The sequence below is a fragment of the Streptomyces sp. ISL-43 genome, from assembly GCF_018614195.1.
In the GTDB taxonomy this organism is placed as follows: Bacteria; Actinomycetota; Actinomycetes; order Streptomycetales; family Streptomycetaceae; genus Streptomyces.
The window spans coordinates 1-18,337 of the sequence record NZ_JAGGOT010000050.1 but is presented as its reverse complement, the minus strand read 5'-3'; the positions used below and the strand labels follow the sequence as shown (position 1 = coordinate 18,337).

The window sequence follows — 18,337 nt, the reverse complement described above, 5'->3', positions numbered from 1 at the left end:
TCGCCGGATCGGGTCCGGCAGCGCCTTCGCGTGAACCGAGCCTGCCCTGGAGGCGTATCAGGCTCGGTTCACGCGTATTTCGGTGCCGTTAACCGATGCTCCGGCCGCGTTACACCGAGGTGAGCTGCGGCTTCGCCTCCACTCCGGCCGCAGGGATGATCGTCCGGGCGGGCCGGCGAAGGTATACCGCCCACGTGACGCCGCAGCAGAGCGCGTAGAAGCCGAGGAAGGTCACGAAGGCCGCCGTGCCCGAGCCGGAGCTGAGGAAGGCCTCCCGGAAGACCAGGTTGATGCCGAGCCCGCCGAGGGCGCCGACCGCCCCGATGAGCCCCATGGAGGCGCCGGACAGCCGCCGCCCGTACGCGGCCGCGTCCTCGCCGCCCATGCCGCGGGCCAGGGCCTTCGCCTGGAAGATGCCGGGGATCATCTTGTAGGTGGAGCCGTTGCCGAGCCCGCTGAGGACGAACAGGGCCACGAAGCCGATCAGGAACACCGGCAGGGACTCCCGTACGGAGGCCAGGATCACCACGCCGGTCGCCGCCGCCATCGCCACGAAGGTGCCCAGCGTGATCCACGCCCCGCCGAAGCGGTCCGCGAGGGCCCCGCCGACCGGCCGGATCAGCGAGCCGAGCAGCGGTCCGATGAAGGTGAGCGAGGCCGCCTGGAGCGGGGTGCGGCCGAACTGCGTCTGCAGCACCAGCCCGAAGGCGAAGCTGTAGCCGATGAAGGACCCGAAGGTGCCGACGTAGAGGAACGACATGATCCATGTGTGGGCGTCGCGGACCGCCTCCCGCACGGCGCCGGTGTCGTTGCGCACGGGCGCCAGGTTGTCCATCCGCAGCGCGGCGAACACCGCCGCGATCACGATCAGCGGGATGTAGGCGCCGAGCAGCAGCCGCGGGTGGCCGGCCCCTGCCGTGCTGATGACCAGCAGGGCGGCGAGCTGGACGACGGGGACGCCGATGTTGCCGCCGCCCGCGTTGAGGCCGAGCGCCCAGCCCTTCTTGCGCAGCGGGAAGAAGGCGTTGATGTTCGTCATGGACGAGGCGAAGTTCCCGCCGCCGACGCCGGTCAGCGCGGCCACCAGCAGGAACGTGTTGTACGAGGTCCCGGGCTCCATCACCAGCCAGGCGGCAATGGTCGGCGCGAGCAGCAGCAGGGCGCTGACGACCGTCCAGTTCCGGCCGCCGAAGCGGGCCACGGCGAAGGTGTAGGGGATGCGGACGAGGGCGCCCACGCAGGTGGCGGTGGCGATGAGGAAGAACTTCCCGGCGGGGTCGATCCCGTACTTCGGGCCCATGAAGAGCACCATCACCGACCACAGCGACCAGATCGAGAACCCGATGTGCTCGGAGAGGACGGAGTAGACCAGGTTGCGGCGGGCTGTCTTCTCGCCCGTCTCCCTCCAGAACGTCTCGTCCTCGGGGTCCCACTGCTCGATCCAGCGGCCCCCCTTGCGCGGTGCGGTCGTACTGGTCATCACACGCCTCCACAGCTGCTGCGATCGCGTCGCGTCTGGTCCGTGGTGACGACCGTAGGAACGGCTCGTTTCGGCCCCGGTCCCCGCCTGATGACCAGCGGGAAACCATGCACTCACCCGCCGCCGGGGCCGACTGTGAGCGCGGGCAGCCAGCTGTCCGGGGGCACTTCCAGCCAGCCGTGCTCGGCGGCGAGCCTGGCGGCCGCCGCGCGCAGCGCGTCGAGCCCCGGGTGGCGCAGCCCCTTGCGCCACACCATCGCGAGCGGCGACAGCGGCACCGGGCCGGTCAGCGGGCGCTTGACGCAGCCGGGCAAATCGGTGAAGTCCACCGTGGCCAGGACCGGGTTGCCGGTCTTGGCCATGACCCGGCGGAACTCGTCCTTGCCGATCGCCACCGGCGCGGGCGGCGCCGGCTCGATCCCCCGCCCGGCGAACAGCTCGCGCGCCAGCCCGGTCCACTCCAGGGTCCGCGGATTGCCGGCCCCGGCGTACACGGTCTCCCCGGCGAGCGCGTCCAGCGGTACGGACTCCCGCGCGGCCAGCGCGTGCCCGGCGGGCAGGACCACCGCGAGCGGCTCGTACCGTACGGGCGTCTGCGCGAGGCGGGCCCGCAGCGCCGGGTCGAGGCCGTCGGCGTACCCGAAGGAGACGTCGAGGCGGCCGGCGGCGATCTCGGCGGCGGCGTGGGTGAGCCCGGACTCGAAGCGGGCCATCAGCTCGCAGTCGGGGGCGAGCTCGCGGGCCCGGTCCAGGACGGTGCGCGCGGTGCCGGGGCCGTCGGTGTTGAGGTCGACGAGCAGCGGCCGGGCGGCGGTGTCCCCGGCGAAGGCGGCGGCCAGCTCCTCGTGGGCGCGCAGGACGCCGCGGGCCAGGGGCAGCAGCCGCTCACCGTCGGCGGTGAGCTCGACGGCTCGAGTGGTGCGGGCGAACAGGGGCGAACCCAGGGCGTGTTCGAGGCGTCGCACGTCCCGGCTCAGGGCCTGCTGGGCGACGTAGAGGCGGGCGGCGGCGCGGGTGAAGTGCAGTTCCTCGGCGACGGCCAGGAAGGAGCGCAGCAGGCGGGGTTCCACGTCTCGGGGCATCACCCGGGGAGCCTAACGGAGACTGACAACGCAGAGCGGTGAATCGGCCGCGAACAGGTGTTGGACCGCCGGCGCCCTCCGGCCCGAGCCTTGGGGACATGCCCACCGCCACCCCGCTGCCCGCCCGCGCCGCCACCCCTGCCCGCCCCGCCCGCCCCACGGCTTCGGCCCGGCCCGCCCCGCTGATGGCCGTCACCGGCGCCACCCTGGTCCTCGCCCCCGCCCCGGCGCGGCCGGAGCACGCGACCCGCGCGGCCCGCCCGGCGAGGCCGGCCCGCGCACCCGGCCCGTACCGGCGGCTGTTCGCCCTCCCCGGCACCCGCGGCTTCACCACCGGCAACCTGATCGCCCGGCTCCCCATGGGCATGTTCGGCATCAGCGCCGTCATGATGATCGCGGGCCAGCGCGGCTCGTACGCCCTCGCCGGCGCGGTCGTGGCGGCCGGCCTGGCGGCCACCGCGCTCGTGGCGCCCTGGACCGCCCGGCTGGTCGACCGGCACGGGCAGGCCCGGATCGCCGTACCCGCCACCCTGATCGCGGTCCTCGGCTCGCTCTCCCTCGTCGCGTGCGTCCGCACCGAGGCCCCGGCCTGGACCCTCTTCGCCTCCTACGCCGCCACCGCGACCACCCCCAACATCGGCGGCATGTCCCGCGCCCGCTGGACCCACCTGTTGAAGGGCGACCCCGCCGCGCACCACACCGCGATGTCCTTCGAGCAGGCCGCCGACGAGCTGGCGTACATGCTCGGGCCGGTGGTCGCGGCGTTCCTGTGCACCGCCGTCTTCCCGGAGGCGGGCACGCTCGCCGGCGCCGCGCTGCTCCTCACCGGCATGCTGGTCTTCACGGCCCACCGCGCCACGGAGCCCCCGCCGGCGCCCGCGGTCCGGGGCGGCTCCCCGCTGCGGAGCCTGAAGTGGCTGCTGCCGCTCTTCTTCGTCCTCGGCACGATGTTCGGCTCGCTTGAGATCACCTCCGTCGCCCACCTCGGCGGCCACGGCCTCGGCGCGTTCTCGGGCCCGGTCCTCGCCCTCCAGGCGGCGGGCTCCTGCGCGGCCGGCCTGCTCTACGGAACCCTCCGCCCCCGCGGGCTCCCGACCTGCCTGGCCGCTCTGGCCGGGGCGATGGCACTGCCCTGGGCGGCGGCGGCCACGGGCTCGATCCCCGGTCTGGCCGTCGCCCTGCTGGTGGCCGGCATGGCCACGGCCCCGGTCATGGTCACCGCCATGTCCAGGATCCACGCCGTGATTCCGCCGGGCCGGCTCAACGAGGGCATGACCCTGGCCGTCACCGCCATCCTGGCGGGCATCGCCGCCGGCTCCGCGACGGCCGGAGCCGCGATCGACCACCTGGGCACGACCGCCCCGTACGCCCTGCCGGCCGCGGCGGCGCTGCTCGCCTTTCTCCTCGGCAGGGCAGCTCCGGTACGAGTTTCCGGCAAAGCGGTCGCCCGCGACCGCGAGGGCGCGACCACGGTCACCGGGACGGTCGACGACCTGAGGGAGACGTGAAGGTCCTCAAGGCCCGCTACCGCTACCGACCGCATGACAAAGGACAGCACCAGTTGGACGGGGTGGTGCCCCCGCCGGGAGTACAGATGATCTTGATGCGGGAGTACCCAGTCCACCATTGCCCTAGCTGCGCGGGATACGCGTCGGTATACTCGCGGTATGACATCAGCGGTTACCACCATGAAGCTCCCCATGGATCTCCGCGATCAGATCGGCCGCATCGCCGACGAGATCGGCGGAACCATGGCCAGCGCCCTGGAACGCCTCCTGGACGACCACAGACGCCAGCGAATCCTGGACCAGTACACCCGCCTCCAAGCCGACCCCGAAGCGTGGGCCGACTACCTCGCCGAGATGAACGAGTGGGAAAGCGTCGCCGGTGACGGACTCGCTGGTGACCGGTGGGAGACCAGCGCGTGAGCCGACTCGCCCGGCCCTGGCAGGTCTGGTTCGCCGACCTGTCTCCCGTCATCGGCAGTGAACAGTCCGGACGGCGTCCCGTGCTGGTGGTCGCCTCCCCCACTCACGCCGCGTTCCCCATCCCCATGACGATCGTCGTCCCCCTCACCACCAAAACACGCGGGCTGGACCACCACGTGCCCATCACCTCCCGCGAATCGGGACTGGACCGGCCGTCCTGGGCGCGCACCGAGGATGTCCGGTCGATCTCGGAACAGCGACTGATCGGCAGCCCGCTCGGCGTGGTCACCGACAAGGAGAAGAACGAGGTGCGCCGCTACCTTCGGCTCATGCTCGACATCTGACCCGTCATCGGGCCCGCTCTCAGACCGAGGAGCGGGCCCGATCTCGTCCAAGCCCGAGGCCGCGCCCCATGCCTGCCAAATGGGCGAGCGGGGGTGCGTGCCCCCGAGGGCCCGTCGGTCGCCGAGGTAGCCGGGGTCCGAGGCGCTGGGGTGAGAGCGAGAGGGGGGCATACCTGAGAGCGCCAGGACCGATGTGGTCGCTGGCGCTCTCTGTGGTGCTCCCGAGAATGCGGGAGCCACCGGCCGCGAACAGGATGTGGATGCGGGGTCAGGTCCGGGCGTCGCCGCATGGCCCGCACCGGGAGTCCGTGACACACGCCGTGTTCCCCGCCGTCGCCCGTATCGGATGACCCTCGCCGATCCTCAGCCACAGGCCCGGCGGCGCGTCCGGTATCCACCCGAAGTCCGGCGCGGCAATCACGCTTTCCCCGAGGTGGAGGCAGGCCCCGTACAGGTGGGCCTTACCGCCCCTCTTGATGATCACCGTCCGCTCTGGCGCGGTCGGCATGTCGGGCCAGGCGGGGAAGCTGCGGGCGGTATCGGAACCGGGTCCGGCCGGGATGTCGCGGCGTACGGATCCGTCCCGGGGGCAGTCGCACCACTGCATTTCGCATCGGTCGCACCAGGTGCTGGTCACGGGTTCCTTCCGGTCGTCAGGCGTTGCGCTCAGTGGATTGTGCGGGTGGTAGGGCGGTACTGGGCCAGGCCGCCCGGCATTCGGGACGGGGCCGGTCAGACAACACGCCGACCTTCGCCCGGCCCCAGCGGGCGCCACGCCCGAGAGGCCCCCGGGAGCACCGGACGACCCTCCACCGAGCGACTGCAGAGTGACTGCATTGACGATAAAATGCAGTCATGACTGCATTCACGATCCGGGAAGTCCCCGATGACATCGCCCGCCGCATAAAGGTCCGCGCCGCTGAGGCCGGGCAGTCCCTCCAGAGCTACCTACTCAGCCTCGTCACCAAAGACGCCACCCAGCCCACGCTCGGCGAGATGGCCGACCGCGCCGAGCGCTACGCCACGGAGGACATCGACATCCAGGACGTCCTCGACGCCATCGACGCGGGACGGGCGGGCGGCCGTTGATCGTCGTGGACTCCTCCGCCCTGGTCCTGTTCCTCACGGACAGGGGCTCCCGTGGCGCCGCCGCCCGCCGACGCATCGGCGAGGAAGACACTCTCGCCGCTCCCTACCTCCTGGACACGGAGGTCGCGTCTGCCCTCCTTGGCTTGGCCCGCGGCGCCAAAATCGACCCTATGAGCCTCGACGAGCACTTCAAGACCTACGAGGGGCTGCGCCTACAGCGGCACGAGACGGGCCCGCTACTCCCCCGGATCCGAAAGCTGTACGCCAACCTCTCCGCCTACGACGCCACATACGTCGCCCTCGCCGAGGCACTGGGTGCCCCCCTGCTGACGGCGGACGCTCGCATCAAACGAGGCGTTCAGAAGCCGCGTTGCGGGATCGAGGTCATCACCGCCAACGGCGACCAGCCCCCACACCAGGGCACCTGACGCACCACCGCATCCGTCGCACTCCCTGAAGGGTGGTGCTCCCGTCGTGCTCCCGCATGGCGAAGGCCCCCCAACCTCGCGAAGTTTTCGCAGGTCAGGGGGCCTTCGCCCACATGGGATGAGTGGAGATGGCGGGAATCGAACCCGCGTCCAACGGTGCAGAAGTAGGGCTTCTCCGAGCGCATTCCGCTGCGCTTTTCTCAGCCCCGGAGATCACACGGACAAGTCTCCGACGGGCTCAGTCACTGTTTGGTTTCCCCCTACCCCCCGTGACCGGGGTTAGAGGTTTAGATCCCTAATTGACGCCAGGATCCGGACCGGGACCACTTCCGGGCTGACGCTCCTCACAGAGGCTTCAGCTCACTGTTATTAGGCAGCGAGGGTGAAGCGGGAGTTATCGCTCTTGGAGTTGGCGATTATTGTTTGCGACATATGGTTAACGAGATCATTGCCGCTTTCTCGGCTCGCTTCCCCTACATCAACATCCGCTGTCGAAACCGATCATCCCCATGTTTCACACTATTCAGTTGGCTCCTGCTGTCCTGCCGACCAGCCGGGTCCTGCTCTACCGGCACCACCCGCGAGCGCGTGGTGCTGACGCCATGGTACGCGAAGTCGACCACGGTGTGCCAGGAGATTAAAGCTGGGCGCGCTCCTTGCGCTTCACGGCCGAGATCACCCGGTTCGTCTCGCGCGTGTCCTGCTTCTCCCGCAGGGCCTGGCGCTTGTCGTACTCCTTCTTGCCCTTGGCCAGCGCGATCTCGATCTTCGCCCGGCCGTCCTTGAAGTAGAGGGCGAGCGGCACGATCGTGTTGCCCGTCTCCCCCGTCTTCGACTCCAGCTTGTCGATCTCCTCGCGGTGCAGGAGGAGCTTGCGCTTGCGCCGCGCGCTGTGGTTGGTCCAGGTGCCCTGGCTGTACTCCGGCACGTGCACGTTGTAGAGCCAGGCCTCGCCGCTCTCCACCGACACGAAGCCGTCCACCAGCGAGGCACGGCCCTGGCGCAGGGACTTGACCTCGGTACCGGTGAGCACGAGACCGCACTCGTAGGTGTCGATGATCGTGTAGTCGTGCCGCGCCTTCTTGTTCTGGGCGATCAGCTTGCGCCCTGTTTCCTTAGCCATAGTGCGGTCATTTTCGCACTAAGGACCCACCCCGAGGCCACTCAATACCGTACGGGCCCGTTCCTCGACCCCGTCCGCCGCCGAAAGGTCCGGGGTGATGCCCCCGCCGTCCAGGCTGCGGCCCGCCGGAGTGCGGTACGTGCCCACCGTCAGCTCCGCCACCGAACCGTCCGGGAGCTCCGTCGGCATCTGCACCGAGCCCTTGCCGAAGGTGCGGGTGCCGACCGCCACCGCCCGCCCCCGGTCCTGGAGGGCGCCGGTCACCAGCTCGGCCGCGCTCATCGTGCCGCCGTCGATCAGCGCCACCAGCGGCCGGGCCGTGTCCCCGCCCGGGGCCGCGTAGAGGGCGTGCTGGGCGCCGCGTACGTCGTACGTCGCCACGAGCCCGCCGTCCAGGAAGGCGGAGGCGGCCGTCACCGCCTCGGTGACCAGACCTCCCGTGTTGCCCCGCAGGTCGAGCATGACCCCGCCGCCGGGCGGGGCGGCCCGGACCGCGGACCGTACGCGCTCACCGGAGCCCCGGGTGAAGGAGGCGACCTTGATGACCGTGATGCCGCCCGGCAGCTCCCGTACGGTCACGGGCTCCGCGCGCAGCTCCTCGCGCCGCACGGTGACGGTGAGGTCGACGCCGTCGCGGCTCAGGTGCAGTACCACGGGGGTGCCGGCCGCGCCGCGCAGCAGGGCCACCACCTCGGCGACCCGCAGCCCGGTCACGCCCTGCCCGTCGATGCTCAGCAGCCGGTCCCCGGCGCGCAGTCCGGCCCGGGCGGCGGGGCCGGCGGGCTGGACCCGGTCGATCTCGACGCGGCCGTCGCGCAGCCGCCCGGCCCACAGGCCGACACCGGTCCAGCGGCCGTCGAGGTCGTCGGCGAAGGCCTCGTACTCGCTCTGGTCGTAGACCGCGCCCCAGCGGTCCCCGCTGCGGCTGACGACCTCCTCGGCGGCCTTCTTGCCCGACTTGCCGTCGGCGGCGGCATCGGCGGCCGCGCGGGCCACCGCGTCCCGGTCGGCGGTGCCCGCCCCACGGTGCGCCGACGGGCGCGGCGCGGGCACGGAGGGCCCCGTACGGGCCACCAGGAGCGAGGAGGCCGGCTCCCCCCGGTCGGGGTACCAACTGCCGGTGCACGCGCCGACGCCGACGGCCGCCAAGAAGGCCAACGTCAAGACGGCCCCGCGACGCAGGTCGCGGGGCCGGTGACAGAAAGCGGGCAGACCCGGCATGGCGCCGAGTCTAGGACAAGCCCCGTGGCGGTACGGCTGGTTGGCCGGACCGCTCGCGGGGCGCTTGTCACACCTTCAGGTACTTGCGCAACGCGACGAAGGCCGCCAGCGAGGGCATGAGCACGCCGATGACGAGCACCAGCGGCAGCTTGGTCAGGACGGAGTCCCAGCCGATGAAGTTGATCAGCTCCATCTTGTCGCGCAGCGCGGCGCCGTGGTCGATCACGAAGTACTGGCCGGCGCCGAGCATCGTGCAGGCGAAGACGGCGCCGATGAGGCCGGCGAAGGCGGCCTCCATGATGAACGGCACCTGGATGTAGAAGCTGGAGGCGCCCACCAGCCGCATGATCCCGGTCTCGCGCCGACGGCTGAAGGCGGAGACGCGCACCGTGTTGACGATCAGCAGCAGCGCCACGATCAGCATGATCAGCATGATGCCGAGGGCGGCCCAGTTGAGGTAGCCGAGGAGTCTGAAGAGGTTGTCCAGCACGGTGCGCTGGTCCTCGACCGACTGGACGCCGTCGCGGCCGGAGAAGGAGGTGGTGATCACCTTGTACTTCTCGGGCTGCTTGAGCTTCACCCGGAAGGACTCGGGCATCTGGTCCGGGGTGATGGACGCGGCCAGGGCGGTGTGCCCGAACTGCTCCTTGTAGTGCTTGAAGGCCTCGTCGGAGGACTCGTAGGTGACGTTCTCGACGAGGTCCATGCCCTTGAGCTCGGTCTCCAGGGCCTGCTTCTGCTCCGGCGTCACCGCGCCCTTGGAGCAGGACGCGCCGTTGGTGGCCTCGGCGTCGTTCTTGTTGCAGAGGTAGATCGAGACATTGACCTTGTCGTACCAGTAGCCCTTCATGTTGCTCACCTGGTCGCGCATGAGCAGGGAGCCGCCGAACAGGGCCAGCGACAGGGCTACGGAGATGATGACCGCGAAGGTCATGGTCAGGTTGCGGCGGAGACCGACCCCGATCTCCGACATGACGAACTGGGCGCGCATCGCGTCTCAGGAGCCTTTCAGTGCTGGTAGCCGTAGACGCCGCGCGACTGGTCGCGGACGAGACGGCCCTGCTCGAGTTCGATGACGCGCTTGCGCATCTGGTCGACGATCTGCTGGTCGTGGGTCGCCATGATCACGGTGGTGCCGGTCCGGTTGATCCGGTCCAGCAGCTTCATGATCCCGACGGAGGTCTGGGGGTCCAGGTTGCCGGTGGGCTCGTCCGCGATCAGCAGCGCCGGCCGGTTGACGAAGGCGCGGGCGATGGCCACGCGCTGCTGCTCACCACCGGAGAGCTCGCCGGGCATCCGGTCCTCCTTGCCGCCGAGGCCGACGAGTTCGAGGACCTGGGGGACGGCCTTTTTGATCTCGCCGCGCGGCCTGCCGATGACCTCCTGGGCGAAGGCCACGTTGTCGGCCACCGACTTGTTCGGCAGGAGCCGGAAGTCCTGGAAGACGGTCCCCAGCTGGCGCCGCATGTGCGGAACCTTCCAGTTGGAGAGTCTGGCGAGGTCCTTGCCCAGGACGTGCACCTGGCCGTGGCTCGCCCGCTCCTCGCGCAGGATGAGCCGCATGAAGGTGGACTTGCCGGAGCCGGAGGAGCCGACCAGGAAGACGAACTCGCCCTTCGCGATGTCCAGGGAGACATCTCTGAGTGCGGGACGGCTCTGCTTCGGGTAGGACTTGGAGACGTTGTCGAATCGGATCACGGGTGCACCACGGTCGCCGGGAGTAGGTGTGCGTGACCATACGCGAACAGGCGCGGGGTGTGGGCCCGGCGTCCGGAGATGCCCGATATATCCCCTGGTCCAGGACGTGGGCGACCGCGATTGCCCGGACGGGCCGCGCCGAATGTCGCCGGAGCTGGCACAGTGGTAGGGGAACGGAGTCGTTCTCACCGACGTTGACAACCGAGGGGACGAAAGGAGGAGCGCATGACATATGACCGGCTCGTGTGCGCGAACTGCGCCGGACCCGTGAGCCAAGGCCGGTGCCGAGTGTGCCGGGCGAACCGGGAGCGCCTCCAGCAGGAGGGCCCCTTCTCCGGCGGGCTGAACCCGGTGGCGCTCATCGCGCTGCTGGTGATCCTGGTGGCCGCGCTGGCACTGGTGGCCCAGCAGACGGCGTAGCTCCTCAGCCGCCACGTCCCGATCGAACGCACGACGGAAGGGCCCGGACACCGCGCAGGTGTCCGGGCCCTTTCCGTGCCGCTCCCGGTCCTCGAGAGCGGCCTCACGCGTTCTTAAGCGGTCTGCTCCTGCTGCTTGCGCCAGCGGATGCCGGCCTCCAGGAAGCCGTCGATCTCGCCGTCGAGGACCGCCTGCGGGTTGCCGACCTCGAACTCCGTCCGGAGGTCCTTGACCATCTGGTACGGGTGCAGGACGTAGGACCGCATCTGGTTGCCCCAGGAGCTGCCGCCGTCCTTGAGGGCGTCCATCTTGTCCTTCTCCTCCTGGCGGCGCCGCTCGAGCAGCTTGGCCTGGAGGACGTTCATGGCGCTGGCCTTGTTCTGGATCTGCGAGCGCTCGTTCTGGCAGGAGACGACGATGCCGGTCGGCAGGTGCGTGATGCGCACCGCGGAGTCGGTCGTGTTGACGCCCTGGCCGCCGGGGCCCGAGGCGCGGTACACGTCGACGCGCAGCTCGCCCTCGTCGATCTCGACGTGGTCGCTGGACTCGACGACCGGCAGCACCTCGACGCCCGCGAAGGAGGTCTGGCGGCGGCCCTGGTTGTCGAAGGGCGAAATCCGGACGAGCCGGTGGGTGCCCTGCTCGACGGAGAGCGTGCCGTAGGCGTACGGGGCCTTGACGACGAAGGTGGTCGACTTGATGCCGGCCTCTTCCGCGTACGAGGTCTCGTAGATCTCGGTCGGGTAGCCGTGGCGCTCGGCCCAGCGCAGGTACATGCGCTGCAGGCGCTCGGCGAAGTCGGAGGCGTCCACGCCGCCGGCCTCGGCACGGATGTTGACCAGCGCCTCGCGCTCGGCGTACTCGCCGGAGAGCAGGGTGCGGACCTCCATCTCCTCCAGCGCCTTGCGCACGGAGACCAGCTCGACCTCCGCCTCGGCGAGGGTGTCCGCGTCGTCCATTTCCTCGGCGAGCTCGAACAGCACCGAGAGATCGTCGATGCGCCCGCGCAGGGTCTCGGTCTTGCGGACCTCGGCCTGGAGGTGCGAAAGCTTGCTCGTGATCTTCTGAGCGGCCTCCGGGTCGTCCCACAGGGACGGCGCGGCGGCCTGCTCCTCGAGCACGGCGATATCTGCCCTCAGCTTGTCGAGGTCCAGGACGGCCTCGATCGACCCCATGGTCGAGGAGAGGGACTTCAGCTCTTCGGAAACATCGACGACTGCCACGGGTCCAGCGTAGCCGGTCCCCGGAGGCCGATCTCCGGCCAGGCCGAATCACCCGTACTGGTGGCGGGTCGTACGGGCGTACGCTCACCGTATGACCGTCCTCCTCGTCAAACGCCGCCATGTGGACCACATGCGTGTCACGACGACGAGTTGTCTGCCGCCGGACCTGCCCCAAGCCTGATCCACCCCGATCCGACTTGGTCCTGTACGCGGCCCTCGCGGTCCCGGCGCCAACCCTGCCGGCGGCCCCTCCCCCGGCCGCGGTCCCCGCCATCCCTGGGGACAGGACCCCGTGACATCCGAAACGGAGCCGTCATGCCGTCCGCGCACTCCTCCCAGCCCGATCAGCCCGCTCGGGCCCCTCACCCCGGTCAGCCGTCGCAGCCCGCTCAGCCCTCCCTTCCGGTGCTGGACCTCTCCCAGGCCGACGACCCCGCGCTGCGCGACTCCTTCCGCAAGCAATTGCACGCGGCCGCCCGGGACACCGGCTTCCTGCACCTCACCGGGCACGGGGTGAGCACCGCCGAGACCGCCCGCATCCTTGAGCTGACCAGGGCCTTCTTCGCGCTCCCGGAGGCCGACCGGCTGGCCGTGAGCAATCTGAACTCCCCGCACTTCCGCGGCTACACCCGCATCGGGCACGAGCTGACCGGCGGCGCCTCCGACTGGCGCGACCAGCTGGACGTGGGCGCGGAGCGGCCGGCGCCCACGGTGGGCCCGGACGACCCGGCGTACCTGTGGCTGGAGGGGCCGAACCAGTGGCCGGCCGCGCTGCCCGAGCTGAGGGACTCGGTGCTGGGGTGGCAGTCCCGGCTCGCGGCGGTCGCCCACCGCCTGCTGCAGGAGCTGCTCGCCTCGATCGGGGCCCCCGCGGACTTCTTCGACGCGGCCTTCGCGGACCGCCCCCACCTGCACACGAAGCTGATCCGCTACCCGGGATCCGCTCCGACGGGCACCGACCAGGGGGTCGGGGCCCACAAGGACTACGGCTTCCTGACCCTGCTGCTGCAGGACTCGGTGGGCGGGCTGCAGGTGGTCCGGGACGGGGGGTACCTGAACGTGCCGCCGCTGCCGGGCGCGTTCGTGGTCAACCTGGGCGAGCTGCTGGAGATCGCGACCGAGGGCTACCTGACGGCGACCGACCACCGGGTGGTCAGCCCGCAGGGGTCGGTGGAGCGCTACTCGGTGCCGTTCTTCTACAACCCGCGGCTGGACGCGGTGGTGGAGACGGTCCCGGGCGACTACCTGCGCTCGGCGCCGGGCATCGCGCACGACGAGACGAACCCGCTGCACGCGGAGTACGGCCGCAACGAACTGAAGGGCTGGGTCCGCGCCCACCCGGCGGTGGCGCGGCGCTGGCATCCGGAACTGGTGGGCGCGTAGCCGTCGCGGCCCGAACCCAGCCCCGCCGGCGTTCGAGGCCCGGGGGTCCGGGGGCTGGTCCCCGGCAGCGGCGCCGCACGCTCCCAACCCCGCAGGGCTACGGCGTGCGGCCCGACTGCTTGCTGTCCTGGGGGGCCGCCGGGGCATCGCCCTCGGACACGGCGAACCACGTGCCCAGGCCTACGGCCGCGACCAGGGCCACGGCTCCGGCCGACAGCGCCAGCCGGCGCTTGCGCGCGGCCTCCGCCCGGTGCCGCGCCGCGCCCGGCCGGTGGCCGCCGGCCGGCCGCGGGACCCGGGCGGTGCCGAGCGCGCCGCCCGCCAGCTCGTCCGGTCCCGGCACCCGCATCGAGGTGTGCGTGTCCCGGTTGGAGTCCGTCGAGGAGCCGGGGACCAGCGGCACCACGCCCCGGCGCCGCACCGGATCCGAGGCGGCCTCCGGTTCCGGGAACTCCGCCGGCTCGGGCTCGTCCGGCTCGTCCACGTCCAGCGGCGGCATCCCGGCCAGCAGCGGCAGCAGGTCGCGCAGGCGCAGCGAGAGCTCCGAGGCGCGCAGCCGCGAGGCGGGGGCCTTCGCCAGGCACTGGACCATCAGCTGCCACAGCTCGTCGGGGATCCCGGGCAGCGGGACGACCGTCTCCGTCACGTGCCGGCGCAGGACCGCACCGGGGTGCCCGCCGCCGAAGGGCGTGAAGCCCGCCAGCAGCTCGTACAGGACGGTGGCCAGGGCGTAGATGTCGACCGCCGCGCGCGGGGGCAGTCCCTCCACGATCTCCGGCGCCAGATAGTCGGGCGTTCCGATGATCCGGGTGGTGGGGGCCGACGCGCGGCCGCCGGTGGCCCGCCGCGGGGTGTCGATGAGCTTGGCCACGCCGAAGTCGGTGAGCAGCGCGGGGTGCGCGCCGCCCGGCCCGAGGGGGCCCTGCATGTCGAGCAGGACGTTCTCCGGCTTGACGTCCCGGTGGACGACCCCGGCGGCGTGCGCGGCGGCCAGCGCGTCCGCGACGTCCGCGACGATCGCGACGGCCGCCTCGGGGGCGAGCCGCCGCTCGCGGTCGAGGCGCGTGCGCAGGTCCGTACCGCGGACGAGGTCCATGACGAGGGCGAGGTCGTTGCCGTCCACGACGAGGTCGCGGACGCAGACGACGTGCGGGTGCTCCAGGCCGAGGAGCGCGCTGCGCTCCTGGACGAACCGTCCGACGAGCTCCTGGTCGGACGCGAGGTCCTCGCGCAGCAGTTTGACGGCGACGGGCCCGTCAGGGCCCTCACCCAGCCATACCGTGCCCGCGCTGCCGCGTCCCAGGATCTGGTGCGCGGTGTACCGGCTGCCGATCTTCCGTGCCACGACTGCTCCCTCAGCGGCTGGCGTACGTGCCAAAGCTACGCGGCCGGGTGGGGGTTGTAGTCCACGGATCGCGGCGACCTTCACTTCTGCGGGCGAAATCACGTCCCAGAAGTCGACAAATCCACGAAGTCAGCGCTACGGGGCCCGATTCGGGCCCCGTTCGGGCGTCGGCGTGGGTATCGGCTCAGGGATTCGCGCCGCCTCCGGTGGCGTCGCCGATCGCGCCGACCCAGTCGACGATGTCCGAACCCCAGGTCCACACCTGGTCCCACCAGCCCCTGCCGGTGCCGACCCACCCCTGGAGGGGGGTCAGCTCCCAGATCAGCCAGCCCGCGACGAAGAACACAAGGATCATGACCAGGCAGCCCTTGAGGCAGCCCAGCCCCGGGATCTTCACCGGATTCGCGCCGCGGCGGCGCGGCTGACGGGGCTCGGCCGGCTGCCGGGGCGGCGGGCCCTGCGGGGGCTGCTGCTGGGGCTGGCGGTACTGGGGCTGCCCCTGAGGCTGCTGGGGCTGGTGCTGCTGCGGCTGGTAGTGCTGCGGCGGCGGAGGCGCGTACTGCTGCTGCGGGTACGGCTGGGGCCGCTGCGGCTGCTGGTACTGCTGCTGCGGCGGCTGGGGCTGCCGGTACTGCTGCTGCGGAGGCTGCTGCGGCTGGCGGTACTGGGGCGGCTGCTGCTGCGGCGGAGGTGCCTGCCGCTGCGGGCGGCGGCGCAGCGGGTCCTCGCTCGGGTCGAGGTACTGCATCTGCGTCTGCTCGTTGCGGTCGCGGGCCGCCTGCATCTGCGACTGCCACGGGTGCGGCTGGTCCGGCTGCCGCACGGGCGGCATCACCGAGGTCGGATCCGCACCCGGACCGCCCGGGCCGCCGGTGCCCGGCAGCACGGACGTGGCGTCGGCCGCACCGACCGGCGGCAGCACGCTGGTCATGCCGTTCGGGTCGTAGGCGCCCATCGGGGAGATCCCGGCGCTCCCGGGCAGCACCTGCGTGGCGTCCGAGGAGCCCGGGGTCTCGGGGACCGGCGCGGGCGAGGGGTCGGGCGCGAGCAGCGCGCCGACGCCGAGCGCGGCCTCGACCTCGGCGGCCGTGGAGTGCACGCCGATTCCGGAGGCCACGACGCGCAGGCCGCGCGCCAGGCTCTCGGCGCTCGGGCGCTCGTACGGCTCCTTGCGCAGGCAGCGCTCGATGACCGTCCACAGCGGCTCGGGCACGTTCGCCGGACGCTGCGGGTCCTCGCTGAGGTGGCGGTGCAGGACCTCCAGCGCGGTGCCGCCGGCGAAGGGCGGGCGGCCGGTGAGGAGTTCGTAGAGCAGGATGCCGGCGCCGTAGATGTCGACGGCCGAGGTCTGCGGGCGGCCCTCGGCGGACTCGGGGGCGACGTAGGCCGGGGTGCCGACGAACTCGTGCGTGCGCGTCAGGCCCGGGGAGTCGGCCAGGCGCGCGATGCCGAAGTCGGTGAGCATCGGCTTCATCTGGCCGTCGCGCTCGTCGAGCAGCACGTTGGCGGGCTTCAGGTCGCGGTGGACGACGCCGTCGGCGTGGCTGGCGGCGAGCGCGTCCGCGATCTGGGCGGTCAGCAGGCTCGCGGCGACCGGGGTGAAGGGGCCGTTCGCGCGGATGTACTTGTGCAGGTCCGGGCCGTCGACGAGGTCCATGACGAGCGCGAGCAGATCGCCCTCGACGACGAGGTCGCGGGTGCGGACGATGTTGGGGTGCGTCAGGCGCAGCAGGACCGAGCGCTCGCGCAGGAACCGCATGACGATGTCCGCGTCCTGGGCCAGCTCCTCCTTGAGGACCTTGATGGCCACGGTCTCGCCGGGGTGGCCGGCGACTGCCGCCTCCGCTCCGGCGGCCTCCCGCTGGCGGGCGCGCCAGACGGTGCCCGTGGCGCCGCGCCCGAGCGGCTCCTCGAGCAGGTACTTGCTGCCGACTGGCCGCACGTCACGCGCTCCCTGCTGTTGGTTGCTGTAGTCGATTCGGCGATTGGGTTTTCCGGCCCACTCTAGGGGGTGTCCCGAGGGAAGACGCCGGGCGCCGGAGGTTGGTTGCCGCACATATGCGCGAAGGGTGAGATTTGCGGTGTATGCCAGGGGCGATTTTCCCGCCCTGCTGTCCTTGTCCGACCGGTCCGGGTGCAGGTCCGGTACGGGTCCGTGACCTATCAAGATCACTTGTCGGTGGGCGGCGGGCGTGTCGTGTACGACAGGTGCGAGGATGCATCCGTACGGAACGGCCGGGACGGGAGCCCCGCCTTCCGGGCAGACCTGACCGGACGACGCGTCCGTGCCGGGTGGGGGCGGACGGGCACGCATGGCATGTCCCGTTGATTCCCTGCCGGGCGCACACACCGCGCACCGCGCAGAAGGGACCGCTGACGGCGATGCAGATCCGGCTGACCGTTCTCGGGTCGGGGTCGCGCAGCGGCCACCTGGCCGCCTCCACGACCGCCTCCGGCACGGGCTCCGCGCCGGCCGGCTGCGACGTGCTCGTCACCGCGCCCGCCGGCACCGCGCTGTCCGCTGTGGCCTCCGGACTCGCGGCGACCGTCGGCGGGCCCGACACCGGCGGCACGGTGGTCCTGTACGCCGGTACGGAGCGGCTCGACCCCGGGCGGAGCGTGCTCGGTGAGCCGCCGCTCGTGGACGGAGCGGTCCTCTCGCTGAACGTGCCCGGCCCGCACGTGCTGGCGGACGCCGAGACAGGGGACGGGCCGCAACTGCACGTCGTCGCCGGGCCGGACGCGGGCGGGGTGCACCTGCTGCACCCCGGGGCGATCCGGATCGGGCGCTCGGCCGACGCGGACGTCCCGCTGGACGACCCCGACGTCTCGCGCCTGCACTGCACCGTCACGGTGCTCCCCGACGGGCGCGTGGCGGTGGCCGACCTCGGCTCGACGAACGGCACGACGCTCGACGGCTGGCCGGTCGGCGCGGACCGGGTGGCCCTCGCGCCCGGGGCACTGCTGCAGGTCGGCGAATCCACCCTCCGGCTGGCTGTCGGACCGCAGCCGTCCCCCCTGCCGCTCACCCCCGACCTGGAGGGCCACTTCGCCCTCGCCCTGCCGGGCGGCCCCCGGCCCCAGCCGCCGAACCCCGGTGGCACTTCCGCCGCGGCCGCCTCGACCGCGCCGGGCACCGCGTCCGGGTCGTACCCCGACGCCGCGTCCGGTACGGGCCGGGGCACCGGCGGGGACCCGCGCGGGCTCCTCCCCCGCCCGGCCGGGCCCGCGGCCGGCCGGGACGGCGTCTCCGGTGAGGAGCACCGACGCCAAGCCGGCTCGAGCGCGCCCGGCGCCGGCCCGTCCGGCCCCGCCGCCGAGGCTCGCGGCACGGGCTGGGACGCCGCCACCGGGCCGGCGCACCCGGCCCCTGGCGACAGCCCCGCCACCGGGCCCGGATCCGGCGCCCCCGGGGCGGAGCAGCACTCCGGCGTCCGGGACACCGGGCACCGGCCCGGCACCCCCGGTGTCGAGCACTACGGCGCGTCCGGCTGGGACAGCGCCCCCGGCGCGGCCTGGGACGGCGCCACCGGGTCGGTGCACCCCGACCCCGGCCCCGGCCCCCGCCCCGGC

General features: G+C 72.1%; 17 protein-coding genes and 1 other RNA gene. 8 read left to right on the top strand and 10 right to left on the bottom strand.

What is annotated here, in order from left to right; all coding sequences use genetic code 11:
* Positions 1–109: 109 nt before the first annotated feature.
* Together J7F03_RS27120 and J7F03_RS27115 are read right to left on the bottom strand one after the other, a co-directional pair.
* Entirely contained in the window at positions 110–1,480 is a 1,371-nt protein-coding gene (locus J7F03_RS27120; RefSeq protein ID WP_214953941.1) for a NarK/NasA family nitrate transporter, read from the bottom strand.
* Between the two features lie 113 nt (positions 1,481–1,593).
* A complete protein-coding gene (locus tag J7F03_RS27115) occupies positions 1,594–2,562 on the bottom strand; it encodes a LysR family transcriptional regulator (protein WP_214953970.1) in 969 nt (322 codons plus the stop codon).
* A gap of 98 nt (positions 2,563–2,660) precedes the next feature.
* Here J7F03_RS27115 and J7F03_RS27110 point away from each other — a divergent pair, with 98 nt between their 5' ends.
* The 5 genes from J7F03_RS27110 to J7F03_RS27090 all read left to right on the top strand — a co-directional run bounded on the left by J7F03_RS27110 (position 2,661) and on the right by J7F03_RS27090 (position 6,351).
* The gene (locus tag J7F03_RS27110; RefSeq protein WP_214953939.1) at positions 2,661–4,070 is read left to right on the top strand and encodes an MFS transporter; all 1,410 of its coding nucleotides are present in this window, start codon (positions 2,661–2,663) and stop codon (positions 4,068–4,070) included.
* Positions 4,071–4,229: 159 nt separating this feature from the next.
* Positions 4,230–4,490 carry a hypothetical protein gene (locus J7F03_RS27105; RefSeq protein WP_214953937.1) on the top strand — a complete coding sequence of 87 codons (261 nt, stop codon included), beginning with the start codon at positions 4,230–4,232 and terminating at the stop codon, positions 4,488–4,490.
* Positions 4,487–4,834, top strand: a complete 348-nt coding sequence (locus tag J7F03_RS27100) for a type II toxin-antitoxin system PemK/MazF family toxin (protein ID WP_214953935.1) — start codon at positions 4,487–4,489, stop codon at positions 4,832–4,834. Before J7F03_RS27105 ends, J7F03_RS27100 begins: the two co-directional genes overlap by 4 nt.
* A gap of 855 nt (positions 4,835–5,689) precedes the next feature.
* Positions 5,690–5,923: an antitoxin gene (locus tag J7F03_RS27095; protein ID WP_214953933.1), complete on the top strand. Its 234-nt coding sequence runs from the start codon at positions 5,690–5,692 to the stop codon at positions 5,921–5,923.
* A gap of 5 nt (positions 5,924–5,928) precedes the next feature.
* On the top strand, positions 5,929–6,351 hold the full coding sequence (locus tag J7F03_RS27090; RefSeq protein WP_308379983.1) for a type II toxin-antitoxin system VapC family toxin: 423 nt from the start codon (positions 5,929–5,931) through the stop codon (positions 6,349–6,351).
* A 120-nt stretch (positions 6,352–6,471) separates the two neighbouring features.
* On the opposite strand, the gene ssrA is transcribed toward J7F03_RS27090, so the two are convergent.
* The 5 genes from ssrA to ftsE form a co-directional block, all read right to left on the bottom strand.
* Positions 6,472–6,860: a transfer-messenger RNA gene (gene ssrA / locus J7F03_RS27085) on the bottom strand.
* Between the two features lie 128 nt (positions 6,861–6,988).
* Complete coding sequence (gene smpB, locus J7F03_RS27080) at positions 6,989–7,474, bottom strand: SsrA-binding protein SmpB (RefSeq protein WP_214953929.1); 486 nt, start codon at positions 7,472–7,474, stop codon at positions 6,989–6,991.
* Positions 7,475–7,492: 18 nt separating this feature from the next.
* Complete coding sequence (locus J7F03_RS27075; protein ID WP_214953927.1) at positions 7,493–8,695, bottom strand: S41 family peptidase; 1,203 nt, start codon at positions 8,693–8,695, stop codon at positions 7,493–7,495.
* A 67-nt stretch (positions 8,696–8,762) separates the two neighbouring features.
* The gene (gene ftsX / locus J7F03_RS27070; RefSeq protein WP_214953926.1) at positions 8,763–9,686 is read right to left on the bottom strand and encodes a permease-like cell division protein FtsX; all 924 of its coding nucleotides are present in this window, start codon (positions 9,684–9,686) and stop codon (positions 8,763–8,765) included.
* 17 nt (positions 9,687–9,703) lie between these two features.
* Entirely contained in the window at positions 9,704–10,393 is a 690-nt protein-coding gene (gene ftsE, locus J7F03_RS27065) for a cell division ATP-binding protein FtsE (RefSeq protein ID WP_214953925.1), read from the bottom strand.
* A 225-nt stretch (positions 10,394–10,618) separates the two neighbouring features.
* On the opposite strand from ftsE, the gene J7F03_RS27060 reads away from it, so the two are divergent.
* The gene (locus J7F03_RS27060) at positions 10,619–10,813 is read left to right on the top strand and encodes a hypothetical protein (protein WP_214953924.1); all 195 of its coding nucleotides are present in this window, start codon (positions 10,619–10,621) and stop codon (positions 10,811–10,813) included.
* A 113-nt stretch (positions 10,814–10,926) separates the two neighbouring features.
* Here the strand turns inward: J7F03_RS27060 and prfB are convergent, their stop codons facing one another.
* The gene (prfB, locus tag J7F03_RS27055) at positions 10,927–12,036 is read right to left on the bottom strand and encodes a peptide chain release factor 2 (protein WP_214953923.1); all 1,110 of its coding nucleotides are present in this window, start codon (positions 12,034–12,036) and stop codon (positions 10,927–10,929) included.
* 315 nt (positions 12,037–12,351) lie between these two features.
* Here prfB and J7F03_RS27050 point away from each other — a divergent pair, with 315 nt between their 5' ends.
* On the top strand, positions 12,352–13,419 hold the full coding sequence (locus tag J7F03_RS27050) for an isopenicillin N synthase family oxygenase (RefSeq protein WP_214953922.1): 1,068 nt from the start codon (positions 12,352–12,354) through the stop codon (positions 13,417–13,419).
* A gap of 97 nt (positions 13,420–13,516) precedes the next feature.
* Here J7F03_RS27050 and J7F03_RS27045 read toward each other — a convergent pair whose 3' ends face one another.
* On the bottom strand, positions 13,517–14,764 hold the full coding sequence (locus tag J7F03_RS27045) for a serine/threonine-protein kinase (RefSeq protein WP_214953921.1): 1,248 nt from the start codon (positions 14,762–14,764) through the stop codon (positions 13,517–13,519).
* 184 nt (positions 14,765–14,948) lie between these two features.
* Positions 14,949–16,706, bottom strand: coding sequence for a serine/threonine-protein kinase (locus J7F03_RS27040; RefSeq protein ID WP_214953920.1), 1,758 nt, complete (start codon positions 16,704–16,706; stop codon positions 14,949–14,951).
* Between the two features lie 440 nt (positions 16,707–17,146).
* Between J7F03_RS27040 and J7F03_RS27035 the strand changes: the two genes are divergently transcribed.
* Positions 17,147–18,337, top strand: a 1,191-nt coding sequence (locus tag J7F03_RS27035) for an FHA domain-containing protein (protein ID WP_214953919.1), incomplete at its 3' end; no start/stop codon positions are given.